The organism is Sphingobium abikonense NBRC 16140 (assembly GCF_001598335.1).
GTDB classification, from domain to species: domain Bacteria; phylum Pseudomonadota; class Alphaproteobacteria; order Sphingomonadales; family Sphingomonadaceae; genus Sphingobium; species Sphingobium abikonense.
The window spans coordinates 237323-260468 of sequence record NZ_BCYT01000002.1 but is presented as its reverse complement, the minus strand read 5'-3'; the positions used below and the strand labels follow the sequence as shown (position 1 = coordinate 260468).

Below are 23146 nucleotides of genomic sequence, written 5' to 3'. Positions count from 1 at the left end.
GCCTAGCCGATCGGGCGCCACGCGCCAGAGGGGGCTTACCCCTCCAGCTGGCGCTGCAACGCGCGGATGTCGGCGTCCATGTCGGGACTGGTTTCACGCAGCGCCTCGATCGTGCGCACGGCATGGATCACGGTGCTGTGGTCACGTCCGCCGAAGATGCGGCCGATCTCGGGCAGCGATCGCGGCGTCATCTTCTTGGCGAGATACATGGCCACTTGACGCGGACGGGCGACGGCGCGCGCGCGGCGCTTGGAGCGCATTTCCGCCGGATCGATCTTGAAATGCGCAGCGCAGGCCTTCTGGATTTCATCCACGGTGATGCGGCGGGCATTGGCGCGGACAGCATCGGCCAGCATCTGCTGGGCGAAATCCAGATCAATCGCGCGTCCGGTCAACTGGCCATAAGCGACCAGCTTGTTGAAGGCGCCTTCCAGTTCGCGCACATTCGACCGGATCGAGCGGGCGAGGAAATCGATCACCATGTCTGGGACGGTCGTGTCGCCGGCCAGAGCGCGCTTTGATTGAAGGATGGCGAGGCGAAGGTCGAGGCCGGCGGCGCGAATGTCCGCGACCAGCCCACCGGCCAGTCGCGAGAGAATGCGCGCGTCGATCGCTTCGAGCATCTGGGGCGCGCGATCCGCGGTGACGACGATGCGCGCGCCACTGTCGATCAGGTCGTTGATCGTGTGGAGAAATTCCTCCTGCGTCGATCCTTTGCCCGCGATGAACTGGATATCGTCGATCAGCAACAGGCGCGCGGCCCGCAGCCGCGCCTTGAACGCCATCGTCTCATTGGCGCGCATCGCGTTCACAAATTCCATCATGAAGCGTTCGGCCGACATATAGAGGACCGGGGCCTTGGGCGAATGCGCCGAGAACGCCGCTGCGATGCCGTGCAGCAAATGGGTCTTGCCCTGCCCCGTACCGCCATGAATGAACAGCGGCGTAAAACGCGGCTGCGCTTCGCCCGCCATCGCCTGCGCCGCAGACCAGGCCAGGCGGTTGGTGTCGCCTACGACGAAATCGTCGAGCCTGTGGCGCGGCTGGAAGTTGGACGCGACAACCATTTCCTCGACGACGCAGGAGTCGGCTTCCGGCAAGGACGCGATTTCCAGCAGGCGCGGTCCGGCAGCGTCAGGCGCGCGGCGCACCCGCACCTCGCGCACACCGACTCCGGCGCTGCGCCATGCCATGCGCAGGCGATCGCCAAACTGGCCCGACACGAAATTCGCGCTGAAGTCAGTGGCGACCAGCAGGTCGAGCGTCTGCGATTCGGGGCAATAGTCGCCAAGCCGCGCAGGCTTTAGCCACTGGTCGAACAGACGCGCGCCAAGATCACGGCGTAGGCCCGTCCGGATCGCGCTCCAGGCGGAATCCAGGCCGGCGCCATTTTCACTGTCCGTTGCCTGACGTTCCACCAAAGCTGCCCTGACGTTCATACCTGAAGCGACCCCCCAAATCGGCCTGAACGACACAAGCGTAGCTATCCGGAAAAGCCACTGGCTTTCCGATCACCCTGCATCGTCTGACCTAATAACGACCGCCTGAAAAACGATTCGAGCGGCGGCCGGAGGAGCAAAATAGACAGGCGCGATCCGCAGGATCAAGGCCGAGACACTTCAAAAAAATGAAATAAAGCCGTTGACTCGGCAAAGCCGCGGAAAAGGCCAACTTGCCATTTTACCACAGTTTTTCAGTTATTTATTTGGTCACAATCTTGGCGTTCCCGGCCGAATCGCGGGATTCCCGTGTGTCTGGCTGATGACAAAGATGTGACGCAAAAACGAAAGGCCCGCTCCGGCAATCCGGAGCGGGCACTTAGGTTCGTCATTCCCTTGCGGGGGTGTCAGGCGATCGCGCTGACGGCCTTGGTCAGGCGGCCGAACTTGCGTGCGGCGGTGTTCTTGTGCAGCACGCCGCGCGCGACGCCGCGCGCCAGTTCAGGCTGAACGGTCTGCAGCGCGGTCGTGGCGGCATCCTTGTCGCCAGCGACGATGGCGGCTTCCACCTTCTTCACCAGGGTGCGGATCCGGCTGATGCGGGCGCCATTGATTGCGGCGCGACGCTCGTTGCGACGGATGCGCTTCTTGGCTTGCGGCGTATTGGCCATTCTATTCCTCGGTTCTCGTCAAATCTCGGGAAGAGGCCCGCCGAAAAATGCCGACATGCCTCGTGAAGGTGCGCCCCTTACAGAGTATCGGGGCGGGCGTCAACGGATTCGCGGTCGGCTATTTCTGGCATGTGGGGCAATAGAATGTCGATCGCCCGCCATCGACGCGCCGTCGCACGGTGCCACCGCACGGGCAGGGCTGCCCCTCCCGGCCATAGACGCGCCATTGCTTGGAAAAATAGCCCAATTCGCCATCTGGCCGGGCATAGTCGCGCAGAGTCGATCCGCCAGCGGTGATGGCGGCCGTCAGCACGGTGCGAATCGCGTCCACCAGCAGCGCCAGGCGCGCACCGCTGATTCGCCCGGCCGGGCGGGTCGGGGCGATGCCCGACATGTTGAGCGCCTCACAGACATAGATATTGCCCAATCCAGCCACGATGCGCTGGTCCAGCAGCGCCGCCTTGATCGAGGTCGCCTTGCCTTTCAGGGCTGTGGCCAGCATCGCGGGCGAGAATTCATGCCCTAAAGGCTCCGGCCCCATGCGGGTAAAGGGCGCATAGCCGGACCAGGCGTCGGCCCGCACCAAATTAAGCGATCCGAACCGGCGCGGGTCGTTGAGGGACAGGAGCCGCCCCTGATCGGTTTCGACGAGCAGATGGTCGTGTGCGCCAATCTCCGCCGGGTCGATACGCCAACGCCCCGACATGCCAAGGTGGAAGATCATCATGTCGCCCCGGTCGGTTTCAATCAGGCCATATTTGGCCCGCCGGGACAGACCCGTAACCGTCGCGCCCGTCATCCGCTGGCGCAGGTCCGGCGGAATGGGAAAGCGCAGGTCGGCGCGGCGCGGTTCGACTCGCATGAGCCGGCTGCCGAGCAAGACCGAGCGCAGGCCCGCCACAGTGGTTTCGACTTCGGGAAGTTCAGGCATGGGCCGTCATGTAGGGGCTATTCCCCCGCCGCAACAGGGGCATCGGGATCAAGGTCCGGCCAGCGATCGATCAGCGCTGCAGTCACGCCGTTGGTCCAGCCAAAGCCGTCCTGCAGCGGATATTCGCCGCCGCCGCCGGGCTTGCGTTCTTCCACATCATATTTTTCCAGCATCTTGCCGCTTTGGCGGAAGGCCGAGTCGACCGTCGATATCCAGCGGCGCGCAATGTCCCTGGCGAGGGGCAGATGGCCTGTACGCGCCAGCCCGTCGATCGCCACCCATTGAAGCGGCGCCCAGCCATTGGGGCTGTCCCACTGCTGCCCTGTCGCGAGCCGGGTCGTGCGCAAGCCGCCCTCCCCGACAAGCTGATCGCGCGTGATCCGGGCAACGGCATCGGCCTGGGCTTTGCTGGACAGGCCTACGAACAACGGAAAGAGCGTCGCTGCCGACAAAATGGGCGTGGGTCCATGGCTGTCCATGTCCCAGTCCGCATAATGCCCTGCGTCTGCCTGCCAGAGCCAACGGTCGATGGCGGCCTTGCGCCTTGCAGCCAGCTGATGGAACTCACGCGCGCAGCCGGCATCGCCCGCTGTCGCGCATCGGCCGGCAATCGCACGCTCCAGCCGCCAGAGCAGGCTGTTGAGATCGACGGGCACGATGTGCGTGGTGCGGATCGTGGACAGGCGTTTGGAGTCGGCAAGCCAGCGAGACGAAAAATCCCAGCCGCTTTCCGCACCGGCGCGCAGGTCGCGATAGACGTCGCCCTTGGCCCTGTTGCTTTCCCGCGCGGTCGCGACATCCTCGGCCCAGCTTTCATCGCGCGGTCCGGGCCGATCATCCCAATAGCGGTTGAGCAGCGCGCCGTCGGGCATGCGCACCACGCGCAGCGACGCGCCTGCCCGGATGGCGTGATCGCTACCGCGTATCCAGAAGGCATGTTCGGCGCGCAACGCGGCCAGATGGCGGGGATCGGTAGGATCACTGGCCAGATCGACCATCAGCGACAAAAAAGGCGGCTGCGATCGCCCCAGATAGTAAGTGCGGGTGCCGTTGGGGATGAAGCCGTAGCGGGCGATCAGGCTTTCAAAATCGGTGAGCATCGAATCGATCAGCGATTGCTGCCCATCCGCCTTGAGGCCGAGCATCGTGAAATAGCTGTCCCAATAATAGATTTCGCGAAAGCGACCGCCCGGCACGACATAGGGCGCGGGCAGGGACAGCGCCGACGAACCGGCAGGCGGATTGAGCGCGGGCCGCGTGAGTTGCGGCCAGAGCGCCCGGATATGGTCGCGCAGCGATGGAGCCGGCCGTTCCCCCCCCTCGCCCGGCACGGTGAAATGGCGCAGAACGAACTGGCGCAAGGCCGCGCCCTTTGGCTGTTCCCGCCGATAGGCCTCGACAATGGCGGCGGGGTCGCCTTTGGGCGCGGCATCGACGAAGGTCTTGCCGTCTTCAAACACCCGCCCGCCCTGCACCGCTTCGAATAAGGGACCGTAAATTTGCTGGGGGCTAGGCGGCGGCGCGGCCTGCGCCATGCAAAGCAGCGCGGCAAGCGCGACGGTGAAGCGGACGGGTCGGCGCATATCGACATTCCCCCTTGTCGGTCGGTCGGACGAGGGAATGGATGACGCAGGCGAAACGTTCCGGCCGCTGCTGCCTTCGCGCTGGCATGGCGCCAAAACAGCCGCTAGAGCGGAGGTCATGAGCGAAACAGCATCCTTCGGCTATCGCGACGTCGATGCCGCCGAAAAAGCGGGCATGGTCCGCGCCGTCTTTTCCAATGTCGCGGCCAAATATGACCTGATGAACGACGCCATGTCGGGCGGCGCGCATCGGCTGTGGAAAGACCAGTTCGTCCGCCGCGTAAAGCCGCGTGCGGGCGAAGAGATACTCGACATGGCCGGCGGCACGGGCGACATCGCGTTCCGCATGCACCGCCGTGGCGCGCAGGTGACCGTGTCGGACATCAATCCCGAAATGCTGGCGGTCGGCGTCGAGCGGGCGCAGAAAAAGGGTTATGAAGGGCTGATCTGGTCTGAGCAGAATGCCGAAGAGCTGACTTTTGGCGACCGCACCTTCGACGCCTACACGATCGCCTTTGGCATCCGCAACGTCACCCATATCGATCAGGCGCTGGCAGAGGCGCATCGCGTGCTGAAATTTGGCGGGCGTTTTTTTTGCCTGGAATTTTCCACCACGAGCTGGCCGGGCTTTTCGGACGTCTATGACGTCTATTCGCACAAGCTGGTGCCGCAATTGGGCAAGCTGTTCGCCAATGATGCCGACAGCTACCGCTATCTGATCGAATCGATCCGCCGCTTCCCGCCCATGCCCCAATTTGAAGGCATGATCCGCGACGCGGGTTTCGTGAATACCAAGGTCGAGCCGATCATGGGCGGACTGGTGGCCATCCATAGCGGGTGGAAGATCTGACCCACGCATGACGTCCCACATCACCCATATCTGGCGGCTCCTGAAATGGGGGCGCATATTGGCACGGCATGGCGCGCTGCGCGGGATCGAGCGCGATCCGCTGACGCCTGCGCCCGTGCGCCGTCTGGTGCGGATCGCCCGGCTGGGCGCGCGCGTGCCCAAGCAGCCGCGCTATGCCGATGCGTTTCAGGCGATCGGCCCCGCGGCGATCAAGCTGGGCCAGACACTTGCAACGCGGCCCGACCTAGTCGGCGAGGAAGCGGCCAATGATCTGCTACGCTTGCAGGACGCCCTGCCCCCTGTGCCGTTCGACACGATCCGCGCCCAGATCGAGCAAAGTTTCGGCCGGCCGATCGAAGCGCTTTACAGACGGTTCGACGAAACGCCGGTGGGTGCGGCATCGATCGCGCAGGTGCATCGCGCGCTCACCACCGACGGGCGGGACGTTGCGGTCAAGGTGATCCGCCCCGGCGTCATCGATCAGTTCAACCGCGACATCCAGACCTATGAATGGGCCGCGGCCCATATCGAACAGCTGGGCGGCGAAGTCGCGCGTCTGCGCCCGCGCCTGGTCATCGCCAACCTGAAGCGCTGGACCGCGCGCGAACTGGACCTGCGGCGCGAGGCGGCTTCGGCGTCCGAGCTGGCCGAGGCGATGGAGGCGATGCCGGGCTATCGCATCCCCGCCATCGACTGGGACCGCACGAGCGGCAAGGTCATGACGATGGAGTGGATCGACGGCATCAAGATCGCCGATCGCGCCGCGCTGGTCGCCGCCGGCCATGACATGAAGGATCTGGCCGCCCGTCTGGTCAATGCCTTCCTGCGGCAGGCGATCGCCGAAGGCTTTTTCCACGCGGACATGCATCAGGGCAATTTGTTCGTGACGGCAAGCGGCGAGATTGTCGCGATCGACTTTGGCATCATGGGCCGGATCGACCGGCGCGCGCGCATGTGGCTGGCGGAAATTCTCTACGGCCTCATCACCGGCAATTACAAACGCGTCGCCGAAATCCATTTCGAGGCGCAATATGTCCCCGCCCATCATAATGTCGCCGAATTCGCGACGGCACTGCGCGCCGTGGGCGAACCGATGCGTGGCAAGGCGGCGAGCGAATTGTCGGTGGGCGGCATGCTGGACGGCCTGTTCGCCATCACGCGCGATTTCGACATGCAGACCCAGCCGCATTTGCTGCTGCTGCAAAAGACCATGGTGATGGTGGAGGGCGTGGCCCATACGCTCGATCCCGACATCAATATGTGGGAGACGAGCGGGCCTTATGTGAAAGGCTGGCTGCGCGACGAACTGGGGCCAGAGGCCAAGGCGGCCGACACACTGATCGAAAATTGGCGTACGCTCCAGCGTCTTCCGGGCCTCATCAAACGGATCGAGGATGCCTTCCCCGAAAAGGGCGGCGCCCCGCCCCCGCCCCCTCTTACCGAGGTGAAGCTGATCCGTGTAGGCGGCGGCTGGCGCTACGCGCTGGTGGCGGTGATCGCGGCGGCGGCAGGGGCTGGCGTGATGTGGGAAGCGCAATTGCTGTGACAACGAACAGGCGGGACAATCCTTATTCTCGCCTGCTGCTGGCATCAATTGCGACGTGCTGGATCGCCGGCTTCTGTTTTGCCATCAAACTATATCCCGGATCACCCTTTGGTGTGGATTGGCGGATACTCAGCGATCCTTGGCTGTTGGTCATGCGGAGCGCATTTCTCGTGATCCCCGCTGGTTTGTTTGCTCTCTTCGCCGTCTGGCCTCTCGTGCTGCTGATGGTGCAAGGGGTGATGCGGATAGAGCCAGTCGTCCCGCAGAAATATAATTGGCTGCTATGGGCGGGATCGGGCGTCGTTCTCGGGCCCCCGGCCCTATTCGCCTATTCTTTTCCGCTGGGGCTCGGGCACGCACTCCTCGTCAACCTGATCCTGACCGGCATGATCTGTGGAGGGGTGTGCGCTGCGATTGTTCGAGGATTAATCGGGCCGGATGTTGGCGACTGAGCCGTCGGGATTGAGGCGGAAGCGGCCAACGGGACGATCGGCCCAATATTCGCCACCGATGTTACAGCGCGGCACAACGACGCCGACGCAGGAATCCAGATAGACGCTGTAAATTTGCTCACCCGTCGGCAGAATGTTGCGGCCCACCCAGCGATAGCCACATCGTCGTTCGCCTAACGTAACCGGGAACTTGTCCGAACTCAGGCAAGGCTGCATTGCACCCTGCCACTGTTCAAAACGAACGATCGGCAAATTGCCATTTACAATGGTCAAACGCCTTACTGTGGCATGTGAATCGTCCCAGCCGAAAATGCGATCTGCGAACAATCCACGCTGGCGGATATGAAAGGTCAGCTTCCCCGTCTCAATTACCGCTATCACAAAGGGCGGCGGCGGCTGGCATCCCTGGAGCAGAAGGGCCACGCAAGGCATCAGCCATTTCCGCATCCGGTGCCTCCCTTGTTTGCATCATGCTCTAATAGTCTGGACAAGGCCGGTTCGCACGACCAAATGTTCGAACCACCATGACCCACCGCATCCTCCTCATCATTTCCGGCGGGATCGCTGCCTATAAATCGCTCGAACTTGTGCGGCTGTTGCGCAAGCGCGGGATCGCGGTGCGGGCGGTGCTGACGACGAGCGCCAAGCAGTTCGTGACGCCGCTCAGCCTTGGCGTGCTGACCGAGGATCAGGTGTTCGACGACATGTTCGACCTGAAGGAAGAGCGCGAGATCGGTCATATCCACCTTAGCCGCCAGGCCGATCTGGTGGTGGTCGCGCCGGCCACTGCCAATATCCTCGCGAAGATGGCGAACGGCCTCGCCGACGATCTGGCGACCACACTGCTGCTCGCCACCGACAAGCCGGTGCTGGCCGTCCCTGCGATGAATGTGCGCATGTGGCATCATGTCGCGACCCAGCGGAACCTGCACCAGCTGCGGGCCGATGGCGTGCATGTGATGGAGCCGGATGACGGCGCGATGGCCTGCGGGGAATTTGGCAAGGGCCGCCTGCCCGAACCGGAAGCCATTGTGACGGAAATCGCGCGCCTGCTCGCTTTGCCCCTGCCTGCCGATCCCCTGGCCGGACAATCTGACTTCGCCGCCGATAGCGGATCGCTGGCGGGCCGCCATGTCCTGATCACCGCCGGGCCGACGCATGAGCCGATCGACCCGGTGCGCTACATCGCCAACCGGTCTTCGGGCAAACAGGGTTTTGCTATCGCCGCCGCCGCCGCGCGCGCTGGTGCCCGCGTGACGCTGGTGGCCGGGCCAGTGCAATTGCCGACGCCAGCGGGCGTGACCCGGATCGACGTGGAGACAGCGCGGGAGATGCTGTCCGCCGTCGAAGCGGCCTTGCCGGTCGATGCCGCGATCATGGTCGCCGCCGTGGCCGACTGGCGCGTGGTCGACGCTGCCGGGCAGAAGATCAAAAAGGATGGATCAGGCCGGCCTGCCCCCCTTTCCTTGGTAGAAAACCCCGACATTCTCGCCACGCTGGGGCATCATGCTCAAAGACCAAAGCTGCTGATCGGTTTTGCCGCCGAGACGGAAAAGGTCGCGGACCATGCGCAGGCCAAGCTGGCGAAGAAAGGCGCGGACTGGATCGTCGCCAATGACGTGTCCGGCGCTCCGGGCAAAAGCGTGATGGGCGGCGAGGACAATGCCGTGCAGATTGTCAGCGCGCAGGGCATCGAATGCTGGCCGCGCCTGCCCAAGCACGCCGTCGCCGACAAACTCATTGCAAAGGTTGCCCATGCCCTCTCCCCTTCCGCCGATTGAAATACGGATCAAGCGCCTGCCGCATGGCGAAGGCTTGCCATTGCCTGCCTACGCCACCGCGCAGGCGGCCGGCATGGACGTGGTGTCGGCCGAGGATCTGATCCTGCCGCCAGGCGGACGCCATGCCGTCGCGACCGGCTTTGCCATGGCGATACCCGAAGGCTATGAGATACAGGCCCGCCCGCGATCGGGCCTGGCGCTCAAACATGGGATCAGCCTGCCCAATAGTCCCGGAACGATCGACGCCGATTATCGCGGCGAGGTGAAGATCATCCTCATCAACTTTAGCGACCAGCCCTTCGCCATCGCGCGCGGCGACCGGATCGCCCAGCTGGTGGTCGCGCCGGTCCAGCTTGCCAGTTTCGCCCAAGTCGATAGTCTGGACGATACCGCCCGCGGACAGGGCGGCTTTGGTTCGACGGGAGTGTGACGCCATGACCATCCTGCTTTCCCTGATGTTGGCGGCGACGCCCGCACCGGCCGCGATGCCGCCAATGCCGCAGGAGTTGAGCCAGGTGCCGGTGATCGAAGGATGGCTGGGGCGGAAAATTTCGCCGCGCTGGTCCGAGGATGTGGCGCGGCAATACCGCAAGGGGAAATGTTCTGGCGCGGTGCCCTTTGAGGGGTCCAACCTGCTGGAAATCGACATGCTGTTCCTGCTCTCGGGGGACGGTAAGCCTTTGCAGGTCGCCCCGGTCAATGCGCACTGTCCCGAGGTTGAGCAGTTTATCAGCAATCGCATTTTGGGATCGCTGCGCGGATCCTTCCCCAAGAGCGGGTCGGCCGAGCCGCAGTGGATGCGATCGCAGGTGCGTTTCCTCTGGTCGGACGCGCCGTGACGCTGACCGACGCGAAACTGGACCGTTACGCCCGGCATATCGTGCTGCGAGAAATTGGGGGCGCTGGACAGATGCGGCTGCTGGGCGCGGACGTGGCCGTGATCGGCGCAGGCGGGATCGGCAGCCCCGCAATCCTGTATCTGGCGGCTGCGGGCGTCGGCACGATCCGCGTGATCGACGATGACGCCGTTGCCTTGTCCAATCTGCAACGACAGGTGTTGTTTGGCACGGACGATATAGGCACGCCTAAAGCCGAAGCGGCGATGGCGGCGGTGACGCGGATCAACCCCGACGTCAAGCTGATCCCCATCAACACGCGGATCAATGCCGACAATGCCGGATTGATGCTGCGCGACGCTGATGTAGTGCTGGACGGAAGCGACAATTTCGCGACCCGCCTGACCGTGGCTAACTTCGCGCAGCGGTTGCGCATCCCGCTGGTGTCGGCGGCCGTTGGCCCGTTTGAAGGACAGATCGCGACCTATCGGGGATGGGAGGCGGACAAACCCTGCTATCGTTGCTTGGTGGGTGATCCGCAGGACGCGCCGGAACGCAATTGCGCCGAAACCGGCGTCATCGGCGCGCTGACCGGCACGATCGGCAGCCTGGCGGCACTGGAGACGATCCGTGCGCTTGTGCCGTTCGGAACCGACATGGCGGGCAAGCTGCTGATCGCGGATCTTCTGACGATGCGTTTTCGCACTCTGGACGTCGCCAAGGATCCGGCCTGCTTGGGGTGCGCGATGGAAATATGCGCGCCCTGACCATCATCGTCGCGACGCCGGACCCGGAGCGTTTTCGTGGCGCGCTGATGCTGGCGGCGGCGCAGGCGGCGCTGGGCGGGGCGGCGCGAATATTCCTGCAACTGGATGCTGTCGCTCTGCTCCGTTCCCCTGTCGCAGCGCCGCGCGACGCCGGGCATGAGGCGGCAGGACTCCCGCCGCTCAAGGATTTGCTGGAAGAGGCACGTTCGCTTGGCGTCCAATTGAGCGCCTGTCAGAGCGGGATGAGCCTGGCGGACGTGAGCATCGCTGACCTTCCAGCAGGGACCGACGTCACCGGGCCGATCGCCCTGCTGCAGAAGCTGAACGAGGATGAGCGGCTGGTCTTCGCCTGACGCGATCAACGCAGGACCGGCAGGCGCCAATGGAAACGCGGCGGCCGGGCATGGGCGACGGGTCCGGCCGATACGGCGTCGGCGCGCCAGCCCAGCGCCGACGGCAGCACGCCGACATGCGCCGCGCCCCATAGGGCGGCAAGGCACATCAGGATCGCCGCACTGGCGCGCACCAGCCTCATTCCCCCGCTCCTTCTTCGTCGCGCAGGAAAATATCCTCAATGCGCAATGCAAACAAGTCGGCGATGCGAAAGGCGAGCGGGAGCGAGGGATCATATTTACCGGTTTCGATCGCGTTGACGCTCTGGCGTGAAATGCCGAGCCGGGTGGCCAGTTCGCCCTGACTCCAGTCGCGCTCGGCCCGCAGCAGCTTGAGCCGGTTCTTCATGCCCGCGCCCAGGTCAGGCAACGCGACACGCCGATGGCGATGACGAAAACGGGAATGGCGGCCCAGGCGGGGACATGGGGGACGAGCCGGAATTGTTCGAGAAATCCCCAGACCGTCGCGAGAACCAGCAAGGCCCCGGTGCCGAACAGTGCGGACTGCGCCAGTTTGAGGCGCAGATATTCATCCTTCTCCTCAATCAGCAGCCGCGCCATGGCAAACACCATCGCCAAGGCGCCAAGGGCCGGCAACAGGGCTAGACCCCACAGCACCGCGCCGGCCGGGGCCCAGTTTTTATAGGCATAGACCGCCAGGAACAGACCCAGCGTGTAGAAAAGGCTGCCCGCCACCATCCGGCGATTATAGCGCCGCATTGCAGGCGACAGATTGCCTTCGACCCGCGCCGACCGCTCCGCCGCCCGGACGATCGGGATGGTCATCCCGGTCGCCGTCAGCATGACTGCCAGCGTCCCGGCCCAACCCAGGTCGAATTTGTGGATGACCAGCCCAGCGACGATCATCGCGCCGCAGAAGGCGAGGCACCAGAGCAGGATGGGGTGGCGTGACCGATCGGAAACAGGCGTCATGGCAAAGCTCCTTTGACATAATGTAAAGTGTCATTGACATGCCTCAAGACGGCTTGTCAAGGATGGTTGACATTCCTGTCGCTGACCTGCCCACCGTCTTCCTGCTCGACTTGGGTCCGGACAGGGCGCTAAGAAGGGCGCATGATGAAGCTCTTTATCGGCAACAAGGCCTATTCCAGCTGGTCGCTGCGCGGCTGGCTGGCGTGCAAATTGTCGGGCCTCCCTTTTGAAGAAGTGGTGGTGCCGCTCTATGACCAGGCATGGGAGAAGCGGCGCGAAGGCGACGAATTCGCGCCGTCGTCGGGCAAGGTGCCGATATTGTGGGATGGCGACGACATCGTCGTGTGGGACAGCCTGGCCATCGTCGAATATCTGAATGAAAAGAGCAGCGGCGACCGGTTCTGGCCGGCGAACCCCGCGCCACGCGCCATGGCCCGGTCGATGGCGGCGGAGATGCACAGCAGCTTTGCCGCGCTACGCCGCGAGCACAGCATGAACATCCGCCAGATCTACGATCCCGTCCCGCCATCGGATGGCGTCGCACAGGATATAGCGCGTATCATGGAGTTATGGGCGCAGGCGCGCGCGCGCTACGGCGGCGAAGGCGACTTCCTGTTCGGTGAATTTGGCGCAGCCGACATCATGTTCGCGCCGGTCGTGACTCGCTTCATCACCTATCAGTTGCCCGTCGCCCGTTTCGCCCAAGGCTATATGCAGGCGATCATCGCTCATCCCTGGATGCAGGAATGGATCGGCGGCGCGCAGGCGGAGGATTGGGTCATCGACCGTTTCGAAGGCCCGCCGCAGACGGTGTGACGATGACCGACGAATCGGAGACGACCGACGAAACGGCCAAGGAAGCGCGCGCCAAGGAAGCTGCCGCGATCAGGCGGCGCTGGATCACGCTGGGCGAAGGCATCGCGGTGCTGGCGGTGACGATCTCGGCGATGACGCTCTATATCAACTGGTCGGACAAGCAGGACCGGCGCGCCGAAAAGGCGGCGGAAAGCCAGGCGGCGTCCGTCCGCGCGGCGGGGCTGGTGCTGCACGCCGATTCGGTCGAGGGCGACCGCATTCGCCTGCGCCCGACCGACCCCCGCCAAGTCGTGCAGAGCCAGACCATCCTGTTTCCCAAGGCGCTGGAGCTGACGCCGGTCGATACCACCGGCGAGCCGCGCATCGAGGCGGACTGGTTCGCCAATCCCCTGAAGCGCGCGCGCGAGCAGGCGAAGCTGCCCGATGACAGCGTAGGCGACGAAAAGCTGCCCGTGGCGATCATCACTCGCTTCGTTATCGACGGTGAACCGCATGAGAGCGCGGCGCTCTACGACATTGGCTATGGCATTACCGGCCGCTGGCTGGCGGGGCATCGGTTGAGCCTGCGGGGTCTATCGCTGGTGAATGCCGTCACGGTCGCGGGCGCGCAAAAGGCGCTGGATCGGCGTTGGGCGAGGATGCCGGCGGGGCGGTCCGCCCAATAACCGCGCGCCCATGAAAAAGGGGCCACCTTGCGGCAGCCCCCTGTTCATCCCGATCGGGCCAGGCGTCGATCAGCCGACGATTTCTTCGGGCTTGAAGAAATAGGCGATTTCGATCGCGGCATTTTCCTCGCTGTCCGACCCATGGACCGAATTGGCTTCGATCGATTCGGCATAATCCTTCCGGATCGTGCCTTCGTCGGCGTTGGCGGGGTTGGTGGCGCCCATGATGTCGCGGTTGCGCTTCACGGCGTCCTCGCCTTCCAGCACCTGCACGACCACCGGGCCGGAGATCATGAAGGCGACCAGGTCAGCGAAGAAGGGGCGTTCCTTGTGGACGGCGTAAAAGCCCTCGGCCTGTTCGCGGCTCATGCGGATACGCTTGGAAGCGACGACACGCAGGCCAGCATCTTCCAGCTTCTTGGTGACCGCTCCGGTCAGGTTGCGACGGGTCGCGTCGGGCTTGATGATCGAAAAGGTGCGCGTGACGGCCATGGCCCTCGGAACTCCGGATTGTTGGAAAGTTGCGCGCCCTTTAGACGCGGGCGGCGCGGGCTGCAAGAGGGGCGGGACTTTGCATAGGACAGCCGCGGTTTTGGCGGATTGAAAAGGCTGGGGTAGGAATGGCCATTTCATATCCCTGTCATTCCTGCGAACGCGCGGATATTTCCCCCGGCGTTGCAAATGGGGAGGTTAACGAAAGGGGTTGCCGCACCGCCCCCTGACAGCCCTTTGGATCGCGGGAATGACGGAAAGAGGAAGGGTTGCGACGGGCGGTTCCCGGGACCCAGCTGCCATTTTCAGCCTGCCTTGTGCAAGCGGCACGGGAAGGCTTCTCTAAAGTAAACCCATAAGGGGAATCAATCAATGACAGCTCTAGAGCGGTATGTTGCTGATCGGCGTGCGCAAGACGCAACCGCAATGCTCGCGGCAATCACTTCGGACCGGCCTTCATTGAAAAGTCTTTAGCCGATCTATCGGGGAAGGTGCCGCGAAGCATAGAGAGCAACAAGCCGCTTTCCCCGAAAGGAGACAACCCGCAACCGCATGTAAAATGAAGGTGGTGACCCCTACGGGAATCGAACCCGTGTTTCAGCCGTGAAAGGGCCGCGTCCTAACCGCTAGACGAAGGGGCCGTTCAGCAGTGCTGCCAGGCAGCGCTGCGAAGCGAGGGCGCAATTAGGCGGGGACGGAAAAAGGGTCAACCCCTAAACGCCAAGAAAATTGCAATCTGCCTCAATCCGCCCAGGCAGCGTCCTCCAAATGGAGTTCGGCAGCAGGGCGGCTACCCCAGTCGTCAATCTTGGCCTTGCCCGCAACCCAGAGCCGTCGGTCACGCGGCGCGGCAAGGATCGCCTGGCCCAGTTCGGTTTCCGCGCGCCGAAACGCGATCGTCTTGATCGAACGGCCATCATCGCCGGCCATAATCGCGCGCAGATGACCATTGCCCACCACGTCGGCCTTGATGACGCGCATCGGGCCGGCCGCAATGAGCGGAGCGGGCCAACCCGCACCATAAGGGCCACCCTGGTCGAGCGCCGCAACAAAGTCCGGGTTGACTCCGGTGGGCGCAAGGACCGCGTCAATGAGCAGGGCGCGATCGTCCCGCGCCTTTGCCACGGCTGCCGAGAGCCGGTCGTCCAGATAATCCGCCAGCGCGTCGATGCGGTCCGCCGCCACGGTCAGCCCCGCCGCCATCGCGTGCCCACCGCCCGCGACCAGCAACCCGCTATCCTTTGCGGCCAGCACCGCCGCGCCCAGGTCAACGCCGGAAATCGAACGGCCCGACCCCTTGCCGACGCCCGCGTCGTCCAGCGCAATCACGATCGCGGGTTGCCCGGCTTTCTCCTTAATCCGACCTGCGACGATGCCGATGACGCCGGGGTGCCAGCCGGCACCCGCGATCACTGCGACGGCTCTGTTCCCCTGGGCTGCAAGCAAAGCCTCTGCCTGCTCCTGCACCGTCGATTCGATCGCGCGCCGTTCCTCATTATACTGGTCGAGCTGCGCCGCGATCTGCGCCGCTTCCGCGGGGTCCTCGGTCGTCAGCAGCCGGACGCCCAGATCCGCCTGCCCCACCCGGCCGCCCGCATTGATGCGCGGGCCGAGCGCAAAGCCAAGGTCATGGCACAACGGCGCGCGCGTCAACCGGCTGGCGTCGATCAACGCGGCCAGCCCGATATTGCGGCGCTTGCCCATCACCTTGAGCCCCTGCGCAACGAAGGCGCGGTTAAGCCCCTTCAGCTGCGCCACATCCGCTACGGTGCCCAGTGCAACGATATCCAGCAAGTCGAGCAGATTGGGCTTGTTGCGGTTCGCAAACCAGCCCCTGTCGTCCAGCGTCTTCAACAAGCGCGCGCCCAGCAGGAATGCCACGCCGACCGCCGCCAGATGTCCGTGCAGCGCCGCTTCGGGATGTTCGTCCAGTCTATTGGGGTTCACCAGCGCAAACGCCTCGGGCAACTGGCTGGCGCATTTGTGGTGATCCACCACCACGACATCGACGCCGGCGGCCTTGGCCATCGCCAGCGCCTCGAACGCCTGCGCGCCGCAATCGACGGTGATGATCAGGCTTGCCCCTTCGCCAGCCAGGCGAACGAGCGCCTCGCCCGATGGGCCATATCCCTCCATCAACCGGTCGGGAATATAGGGACGCGCGCTCAGCCCCAAGTCGCGCAGCAACCGGATCAACAACGCCGCGCTGGTTGCGCCATCGACGTCATAATCACCGAAGATGCGCACATCTTCCTGACGCTCCACCGCATCGGCCAGGCGTCCGGCCGCCACGTCCATGTCGCGGAACAGGCTGGGATCGGGCATGAAGCCGCGGATCGTCGGATTGCGGTGCACATCCAGCCCCTCGCGGGTGCAACCGCGCGCCAGCAGCAATTGCGTGACCAGATCGTCGGGGAGACAGGCAGGCTCGCGCGTGTCGGCCCCCGCCCCGCGCCAGCGCCAAGGCTGCCCGGACAGGGAACGCGAAATATTGAGCGCAAATGTCATGAAAAGCCTGTAGCCGCCCGCAAGCCCCATGGAAAGTGGCGGGAATCATGTCGCAGGCGGAACCGTTGCAACCTGTTGGGCGTATGTAATCTTTGCCGGACGTCATAACGGGCGTGGCGCAAAAGGGGCGACGCACGACAATGACGAGACGACAGGCATTTCATGTCCAGCGCATGTTGGGCCTCCTGCTGTTGACCGCATCTCCCCTTCCCCTGCTTGCCCAGACCGCCCCCGCCTCACAAACAGACACCGAAGAACCCATTTTGCCCGATGCGCAGTTCGAGGCGCGCTTGCCCAAGATCGAAGGCAGCGATCCCAATGCGCCCCTGCCTTCGATCGACAGTTGGATCGACCAGCAGATGCCGGCTCAATCCGCCGTGCCCGCGGAACTGCCGCCTGCCGTCGACCCGGCGGAAGAACAGGAACTTGCGCAGCCCCTGCCTCCCCTGGGTAGCGTGACGGTTCCAGCCAATGAAGCGACGCAGGACGATCCCAATGCCGAACTGCCCGACGTCCGCTACGCGACCCGGGTCGAAGGCTTCGGGAAGACCGGACTGGAGGACGAATTCCGCGCCGAGTCGGCTCTGTTCGATGGCGATGGGAAAGCCGATACGGCAACGATGGTGCAGCAGCGCGCCGAAGCGGATCAGGATCTTGCCGTGCGCCTGCTCTATTCTCAGGGCTATTATGACGGGACGGCGATCGCCAGCCTGGATCAGGGCAGCGATGGGGCATTGACCGCCGTCGTGTCGGTGACGCCGGGCAAGCGCTACAAGATCGGCGACATTGTCATCAACGCCAAGCCAACGGTGCCGCCCGGACTGGTGCGTGACAGCCTGCCGCTCAAAACCGGCGATTACATCATTGCCGCCAATGTCGAGGGAGCGGAGGCCAATGTCGCGCTCAAGCTGCCCGAAAAGGGCTATCCCTTCGTCGAAGTGGGGCAGCGCGACATATTGCTTGATCCCGCGACCGTTACGGGCGCCTACACGCTGCCGGTGGAAACCGGCCCGCGCGCCAGTTTCCGCAAGATCACCACCAGTGGTGAGGATCAGGCGTTCGGCGCGGATCATATGGAAGTAATCAAGCGGTACAAGCCCGGCGAACTCTATGACAGTCGCAAGGTCGATGACCTGCGCAAGGCGCTGGTGGCGACTGGATTATTCTCCAGCGTGGCGGTGGATCCCGTCCGCACGGGCGAACCGGGGCCTGACGGCACCGAATATGTCGACCTGCATGTCGAACAGGATGCCGGCCCGCCGCGCACGCTGGCCGGTGAAGCGGGCTACGGGACGGGCCAGGGCTTTCGCGCTGAAGGCACCTGGACGCATCGCAACCTGTTTCCGCCCGAAGGCGCGCTCATTCTTGGGGCGATCGCCGGCACGCAGGAACAGGGCGCATCGGCGACATTTCGCCGCTCCAACGCCGGCAAGCGGGACAAGACCTTCCAGACCGGCATCACGCTCAATCACCAGAATTATGATGCCTATGAAGCCTATACCGCCGGCATCAACATCGGCTGGGCGCGGCAATCGACGCCGATCTTCCAGAAACGCTGGACTTACAGCTACGGCGCGGAAATCCTGCTGACCAACGAACAGGTCGTGATCGACCCGACCACGGCGGAAAAGACGCGGCGCACCTATTTCATCGGCGGCCTGCCGCTCCAGATCGGCTATGACCGGTCCAATGACCTGCTCAATCCGACCAAGGGGTTCCGCGCCAATCTGCGCGCCGAACCGGAAGGGTCATTACAGGGCAATTTCTCGCCCTATCTGCGCGCCACGTTCGATCTTTCGGGCTACTATCCGGTGTCCGACAGCCTGGTCATCGCGGCGCGCACGCGGCTGGGCACGATCAGCGGCGTCGACCGCGACGATGTGGCGCCATCGCGGCGCGTCTATGCCGGCGGCGGCGGATCGGTCCGCGGCTTTGGCTATCAGGAACTTGGGCCCAAGGACGTCAACAACGATCCGATCGGCGGGCGGTCCGTCAATGAATTCGCGGTCGAAGGGCGCTATCGCTTCGGCAATTATGGCGTCGTCGCCTTTGTCGATGCTGGCCAAGTCTATGAAAGCTCGATCCCCCAATTTTCCGATATGCGTTACGGCGTCGGCGTGGGTGGGCGCTTCTATACCAATTTCGGCCCGTTCCGTGCCGACATCGCCATGCCGATCAACCGGCAACCGGGTGAATCCAAATTCGCCATCTATATCGGCATTGGGCAGGCTTTCTGATGGCACAGGACGACACCCCTCCTCTCGCTCCGGAAGTGGCTGAGACGCCTGCGGAAACCATCGTCGTGCGCGAAAAGCGGCCGCTGTGGCAAAAGATCGCCATTGGCGTTGCTGGCATGCTGGTCGGTTTCATCCTGCTGGTCGGCGTCCTGCTGCTCGGGCTCAACACCCAGCCTGGAAAGAAATTCCTGATCAAGCAGATTGCGGCGCTTCAGCTTGAATCGGGCATGCAGATTGAGGTCGGCCGGATCGACGGGTCGATCTACAGCGACATGGTCATCCATGACCTTATCCTGCGCGATCCCAAGGGCGTATTTGCCGCGTCCCCGCGCGTCCATGTCGTGTGGAAGCCCTTTCGCTACGTCAATAATCATATTTCCGTCAGCCTGCTGGAAACCCCCTTGGTCGTGCTGGCGCGCAGCCCGCAATTCAACGTCACCGAAAGCGATCCCAACGCGCCGATCCTGCCTGACCTCGACATCGACGTGGACAGGCTGAAGATCGACAAGTTCGTGCTCGCCAAGCCGGTGATCGGCCAAAAGCGGGAAATCGCGATCGACGCTGTCACCCATATCGCCGATGGCCGTGCCCAGCTGGAGGCCAGCGCACTGGTCGACAGCGGCGACCGTTTGCAGGCGAAGCTGGACGCCGTGCCCGACCAAAACCGCCTGGCCATGAGCGGCACGCTGACCGCGCCCAGAGGCGGCGTCATCGCCGCCATGTCCGGCCTGACCGATGGCATGACCGCCACGCTGGACGGTAAGGGTAGCTGGCAGGCGTGGGACGGGCGGATCGTCGCGACGTCGCCCAAGGGTGAACTGGCGAACATCGCGCTGGCGGCGCGTGAGGGCAATTTCACCGCCAGGGGCCCGCTGCGCCCCGGACTGGTCTTTGCCGGCACTGTCGATCGGCTGACCGCGCCGCAGCTGGACGTGGACCTGTTCGCGGGTCTTGATGAGCGCAAGGTCAATCTCAAGGGATCGGTGCGGTCATCGGCCATGACCGCCGATATTCAAGGTCTGGTCGACCTTGCCCAAAGTAAATTCGGCGAGCTTCGGATCAATGCCGCGCTGCTGACGCCCGGTGCGATCATGGAAAAGGTCAAGGGGCGGGACGTGCGCGCATCCATCGTCCTGGATGGGCCGATGGCGACGCCGTTCATCGACTATGACATCACCGCCAGGAGCATTGCCTTCGACGCGACCGGTATCGAGAATTTGAAGGCCAGCGGCCGCGCGGTGATCGACGCCGATCGCATCCGCATTCCCGTGAACGCCACCGCAAGTCGCGTGACCGGCCTCAACGCCGCCGCCGGCGGCCTGCTTCAGAATCTGCGGGTCAAGGGCGATTTCGCCTATGCCGCAGGCAAGCTGATCAGCGACAATCTCAAGATCGACAGTGACAAGGTCGACGCAACGGCGATCGTGCTCGCCGACCTGGACAACGCCATTTATCGCGGCGGCCTCAAAGGCCGCGTCAATGACTATCGGATCGATGGCGTTGGCATCGTCAATTTGAACACCGATGTCGAACTGGTGCCAGGACCCAAGGGCGGCTTTGGCCTGTCCGGCCGGTTCGGCGTGCGCACGGCGCACTGGGACAACGCATCGGTCCGGGATTTTCTGGGTGGCAATGCCGTGGTGTCAGGGCGGATCGGCATGACGCCCGAGGGCAAGTTCACTTTGGCTGGCCTTAAGGGTGCGGCGCCCAATTTCACCATCCAGTCCGGCTCCGGCAGCTATGACACCGATGGGCAGATCGCCTTCGATGCCACCGCTTCCTCAAAGCAATATGGCCCGTTGGCGCTGACCGTGCGCGGGACGGTGGACCGGCCGCAGGCGGTGCTGCGCGCCGCGCGCCCCAATGTCGGCGTGCAATTGACCGATGTGGTGGCGAAGCTGAACGGCGAAGCTGCCGGCTACCGGCTGGAGGCGACCGGCGGATCCCCCTATGGTCCCTTCTTCGCCAATGTCCTTATCCGCACGGCGCAGGGCCCGCTGACCATCGACGTCACCCGCGCCCGCTTCGCCGGGGTCGATATGAACGGTCGCATCCAGCAAAGTGCGGCCGGACCTTTTACCGGACGGCTCGACATGAACGGGTCCGGCATCACTGGCGCCGTTCGTCTGGCAGCGGTCGGCAAGGTGCAGGGCGTGGACGTGAACGCCAACGCGACCAACGCCAAATTGCCCGGTGAGGCCGACATCATCATCGGCCGCGCCATCGTTAATGCCTCGGTCCTGCTCGCCGACCAGCCGCAGATCCGCGCCGACGCGCAGATCGGCAATGCCGCCTATGGCGACTATGTCGTGCGCAAGGCCCGCGCCAAGCTCGATTATCAGGGTGGACGCGGCAAGGCGCAGCTGGTCGCCGATGGCTCCAGCGGCGTCCCCTTCTCGGTCGCGGTCAACGTGGCGCTGCGCCCTGATCTTTATGCCGTCGCCCTCCAGGGGAAGGCCGCCAATATTGATTTCCGCCTGGCACAACCGGCGATCATCCGGTCGGAAAGCGGCGGATATAGGCTGGAGCCGGTCACGCTGGTGCTGCCGCAGGGAAAGGTTGACCTTGCCGGCCGGTTCGGCGGCACTACCGCGATGCAGGCGCGCTTCAAGGATTTCGACCTCGCCATCGCCAATATGGCTGCACCTGGCCTGGGCATCAGCGGGCGCGCCACCGGCACTCTGGATTACAGCCAGACCGGCAATGCCTTCCCGACCGCGACCACGCGGCTGGCCATCAACGATTTCCGCCGGTCCAGCCTGACCGCGGTGTCGGACCCGGTATCGATGAACGTCGAAGGCAAGCTGTCATCGGCAGGCGGCGATATGCGCGGCCTCATCCGTCGCGGCGGCACGACTCTTGGTCGCTTCGTGGCCACGCTGGCGCCTCCGGGGGCCGGCGCATCCTGGACGGAGCAGTTGCAGAATGCGCCGTTGGGCGGAGGCATTCGCTATTCGGGTCCGGCCGATGTGCTGTTTTCCTTTGCGGGTCTGGCCGATCAGCAGTTGACCGGTGGCTTGGCCGTCGCGGCCGATTTCAACGGCCGCCTGAGCGACCCGCGACTCAATGGCGTGGTGCGCGCCAACAGCCTGACGTACGAGAATGAGAGCTTCGGCACCCGCGTGACGCAGATGCGGCTCGATGGCCGCTTCACGAACGATCATCTGGAAATTCGTGACTTTTCCGGGCGCGCTGGCGATGGCACGGTGCAGGCGAGCGGCGATGTTGGGCTGGCGGCGGACAGCGGTTTCCCGATGAACATCGCGATCAAGCTGGACCGCGCCCGTCTGGCGCGCAGCGAGGCGATCGCCAGCGTCGTCAGCGGAACGCTCAACATCACAAACAGCGCGGCCAATGGCGGCCTGATCAAGGGCGACCTGCGCCTGCCCGAAACGCGCTACCGCGTCGCCTGGCAGGGTGGCACGGAAATCCGCCAGCTGACGGGTGTGCGGCGCAAGGGCGAAGGGACTGATCTCCTCGACCAGCGCCTGGCCGATCGCAAGGCGGCCGCTGCCCCCAAACCGTGGAAGCTGGACATTCGCGTCCGGGCCGACAACGAAATCTACGTGACCGGCATGGGACTGGATTCCGAATGGAAGACGAACATGCGCGTCACCGGAACGGCGACCAATCCGCGCGTCGTCGGCCAGGTCGAGGTGATCCGCGGCCGCTACAGCTTCTCGGGCCATCAGTTCGAATTGGAACAGGGCCTGATCAGCTTCAATGGCCCGATGACGAACCCAACGCTCCAAATCACTGCTGAAACGCGGATTGATACGGTGACGGCGGGCATCCGCGTCACGGGCAGCGCGCAGCAGCCCGATATCAGCTTCATTTCCACGCCGACGTTGCCGCAGGACGAAATCCTGTCTCGCATCCTCTTTGGCGACAATGTCGCCAATCTGTCACCAATCCAGGCGGTGCAACTGGCGGCGGCTCTGAACGGCTTGCGGGGTGGCAGCGGTGGCCTCAACCCGATGGGCAAGCTGCAGGGCGCGACCGGCCTCGACCGGATTGGCATCGTGGGCGGAGATGAGGCGACGGGGCGCGGCACCAGTCTGGCGGTTGGCCAGCATATCTCCAACAATATCTATGTGGAGGTCATTACTGACTCCAAGGGCTTCACCGCGACCCAACTGGAAATCGCTCTGTCCAAGACGCTGAGCCTGCTGTCGAAGACGGGCACCAACGCAGGGTCATCCGCGAACCTGCGCTACTCGAAGGATTATTGAGGGAGGGCGGGCAGC

General features: G+C 64.0%; 22 protein-coding genes and 1 tRNA gene. 12 read left to right on the top strand and 11 right to left on the bottom strand.

The annotated features are described in order from the left end of the window. Window positions 1–35: 35 nt before the first annotated feature. From dnaA to treF, 4 genes are all read right to left on the bottom strand, one after another. Window positions 36–1439: a chromosomal replication initiator protein DnaA gene (dnaA, locus tag SAB01S_RS03335; protein ID WP_062731688.1), complete on the bottom strand. Its 1404-nt coding sequence runs from the start codon at window positions 1437–1439 to the stop codon at window positions 36–38. Window positions 1440–1846: 407 nt separating this feature from the next. Beyond that, the gene (rpsT, locus tag SAB01S_RS03330) at window positions 1847–2110 is read right to left on the bottom strand and encodes a 30S ribosomal protein S20 (RefSeq protein ID WP_009820781.1); all 264 of its coding nucleotides are present in this window, start codon (window positions 2108–2110) and stop codon (window positions 1847–1849) included. A 118-nt stretch (window positions 2111–2228) separates the two neighbouring features. After that, complete coding sequence (mutM, locus tag SAB01S_RS03325) at window positions 2229–3041, bottom strand: bifunctional DNA-formamidopyrimidine glycosylase/DNA-(apurinic or apyrimidinic site) lyase (protein ID WP_062731687.1); 813 nt, start codon at window positions 3039–3041, stop codon at window positions 2229–2231. A gap of 17 nt (window positions 3042–3058) precedes the next feature. After that, entirely contained in the window at window positions 3059–4624 is a 1566-nt protein-coding gene (gene treF / locus SAB01S_RS03320) for an alpha,alpha-trehalase TreF (RefSeq protein ID WP_062731686.1), read from the bottom strand. Window positions 4625–4742: 118 nt separating this feature from the next. Here treF and SAB01S_RS03315 point away from each other — a divergent pair, with 118 nt between their 5' ends. The 3 genes from SAB01S_RS03315 to SAB01S_RS18370 are packed head-to-tail and all read left to right on the top strand — an operon-like array spanning window position 4743 to window position 7472. Beyond that, window positions 4743–5474, top strand: coding sequence for a class I SAM-dependent methyltransferase (locus tag SAB01S_RS03315; protein WP_062731792.1), 732 nt, complete (start codon window positions 4743–4745; stop codon window positions 5472–5474). A 7-nt stretch (window positions 5475–5481) separates the two neighbouring features. Beyond that, window positions 5482–7020: a 2-polyprenylphenol 6-hydroxylase gene (gene ubiB, locus SAB01S_RS03310; protein ID WP_062731685.1), complete on the top strand. Its 1539-nt coding sequence runs from the start codon at window positions 5482–5484 to the stop codon at window positions 7018–7020. Then, a complete protein-coding gene (locus SAB01S_RS18370; RefSeq protein ID WP_157078259.1) occupies window positions 6999–7472 on the top strand; it encodes a hypothetical protein in 474 nt (157 codons plus the stop codon). The genes ubiB and SAB01S_RS18370 overlap by 22 nt, the downstream gene beginning before the upstream one ends. On the opposite strand, the gene SAB01S_RS03300 is transcribed toward SAB01S_RS18370, so the two are convergent. Further along, window positions 7446–7919, bottom strand: coding sequence for a hypothetical protein (locus SAB01S_RS03300; protein ID WP_062731683.1), 474 nt, complete (start codon window positions 7917–7919; stop codon window positions 7446–7448). The two genes, SAB01S_RS18370 and SAB01S_RS03300, sit on opposite strands and share 27 nt — an antisense overlap. A gap of 77 nt (window positions 7920–7996) precedes the next feature. On the opposite strand from SAB01S_RS03300, the gene coaBC reads away from it, so the two are divergent. The 5 genes from coaBC to SAB01S_RS03275 are packed head-to-tail and all read left to right on the top strand — an operon-like array spanning window position 7997 to window position 11209. Then, on the top strand, window positions 7997–9253 hold the full coding sequence (gene coaBC / locus SAB01S_RS03295; RefSeq protein ID WP_062731682.1) for a bifunctional phosphopantothenoylcysteine decarboxylase/phosphopantothenate--cysteine ligase CoaBC: 1257 nt from the start codon (window positions 7997–7999) through the stop codon (window positions 9251–9253). After that, window positions 9228–9683, top strand: coding sequence for a dUTP diphosphatase (dut, locus tag SAB01S_RS03290; RefSeq protein ID WP_062731681.1), 456 nt, complete (start codon window positions 9228–9230; stop codon window positions 9681–9683). Before coaBC ends, dut begins: the two co-directional genes overlap by 26 nt. A gap of 4 nt (window positions 9684–9687) precedes the next feature. After that, a complete protein-coding gene (locus tag SAB01S_RS03285) occupies window positions 9688–10092 on the top strand; it encodes a hypothetical protein (RefSeq protein ID WP_062731680.1) in 405 nt (134 codons plus the stop codon). Next, window positions 10089–10856, top strand: a complete 768-nt coding sequence (locus SAB01S_RS03280) for a HesA/MoeB/ThiF family protein (protein ID WP_062731679.1) — start codon at window positions 10089–10091, stop codon at window positions 10854–10856. The genes SAB01S_RS03285 and SAB01S_RS03280 overlap by 4 nt, the downstream gene beginning before the upstream one ends. Next, window positions 10844–11209, top strand: coding sequence for a DsrE family protein (locus SAB01S_RS03275; RefSeq protein WP_062731678.1), 366 nt, complete (start codon window positions 10844–10846; stop codon window positions 11207–11209). Before SAB01S_RS03280 ends, SAB01S_RS03275 begins: the two co-directional genes overlap by 13 nt. Before the next feature lie 5 nt (window positions 11210–11214). On the opposite strand, the gene SAB01S_RS18365 is transcribed toward SAB01S_RS03275, so the two are convergent. From SAB01S_RS18365 to SAB01S_RS03265, 3 genes are read right to left on the bottom strand one after another with little or no spacing between them, the layout of a single operon-like run. After that, window positions 11215–11391, bottom strand: a complete 177-nt coding sequence (locus tag SAB01S_RS18365; RefSeq protein ID WP_157078258.1) for a hypothetical protein — start codon at window positions 11389–11391, stop codon at window positions 11215–11217. After that, window positions 11388–11597: a helix-turn-helix transcriptional regulator gene (locus tag SAB01S_RS03270; protein WP_062731677.1), complete on the bottom strand. Its 210-nt coding sequence runs from the start codon at window positions 11595–11597 to the stop codon at window positions 11388–11390. Before SAB01S_RS03270 ends, SAB01S_RS18365 begins: the two co-directional genes overlap by 4 nt. After that, complete coding sequence (locus SAB01S_RS03265) at window positions 11594–12181, bottom strand: hypothetical protein (protein WP_062731676.1); 588 nt, start codon at window positions 12179–12181, stop codon at window positions 11594–11596. Before SAB01S_RS03265 ends, SAB01S_RS03270 begins: the two co-directional genes overlap by 4 nt. A 141-nt stretch (window positions 12182–12322) precedes the next feature. Here SAB01S_RS03265 and SAB01S_RS03260 point away from each other — a divergent pair, with 141 nt between their 5' ends. Further along, window positions 12323–12997, top strand: a complete 675-nt coding sequence (locus SAB01S_RS03260; RefSeq protein ID WP_174525605.1) for a glutathione S-transferase family protein — start codon at window positions 12323–12325, stop codon at window positions 12995–12997. Between the two features lie 2 nt (window positions 12998–12999). Continuing rightward, on the top strand, window positions 13000–13662 hold the full coding sequence (locus tag SAB01S_RS03255; protein WP_062731675.1) for a hypothetical protein: 663 nt from the start codon (window positions 13000–13002) through the stop codon (window positions 13660–13662). 69 nt (window positions 13663–13731) lie between these two features. On the opposite strand, the gene ndk is transcribed toward SAB01S_RS03255, so the two are convergent. The 3 genes from ndk to recJ form a co-directional block, all read right to left on the bottom strand. Further along, window positions 13732–14154, bottom strand: a complete 423-nt coding sequence (ndk, locus tag SAB01S_RS03250; protein WP_021228840.1) for a nucleoside-diphosphate kinase — start codon at window positions 14152–14154, stop codon at window positions 13732–13734. 566 nt (window positions 14155–14720) lie between these two features. Beyond that, window positions 14721–14795, bottom strand: a tRNA-Glu gene (locus SAB01S_RS03245). A gap of 100 nt (window positions 14796–14895) precedes the next feature. Next, window positions 14896–16662: a single-stranded-DNA-specific exonuclease RecJ gene (gene recJ, locus SAB01S_RS03240; protein ID WP_062731788.1), complete on the bottom strand. Its 1767-nt coding sequence runs from the start codon at window positions 16660–16662 to the stop codon at window positions 14896–14898. A gap of 140 nt (window positions 16663–16802) precedes the next feature. Between recJ and SAB01S_RS03235 the strand changes: the two genes are divergently transcribed. Together SAB01S_RS03235 and SAB01S_RS03230 are read left to right on the top strand one after the other, a co-directional pair. Continuing rightward, entirely contained in the window at window positions 16803–18899 is a 2097-nt protein-coding gene (locus tag SAB01S_RS03235) for an autotransporter assembly complex protein TamA (RefSeq protein ID WP_062731674.1), read from the top strand. Beyond that, complete coding sequence (locus SAB01S_RS03230) at window positions 18899–23131, top strand: translocation/assembly module TamB domain-containing protein (RefSeq protein ID WP_062731673.1); 4233 nt, start codon at window positions 18899–18901, stop codon at window positions 23129–23131. The genes SAB01S_RS03235 and SAB01S_RS03230 overlap by 1 nt, the downstream gene beginning before the upstream one ends. Window positions 23132–23146: the final 15 nt, after the last annotated feature.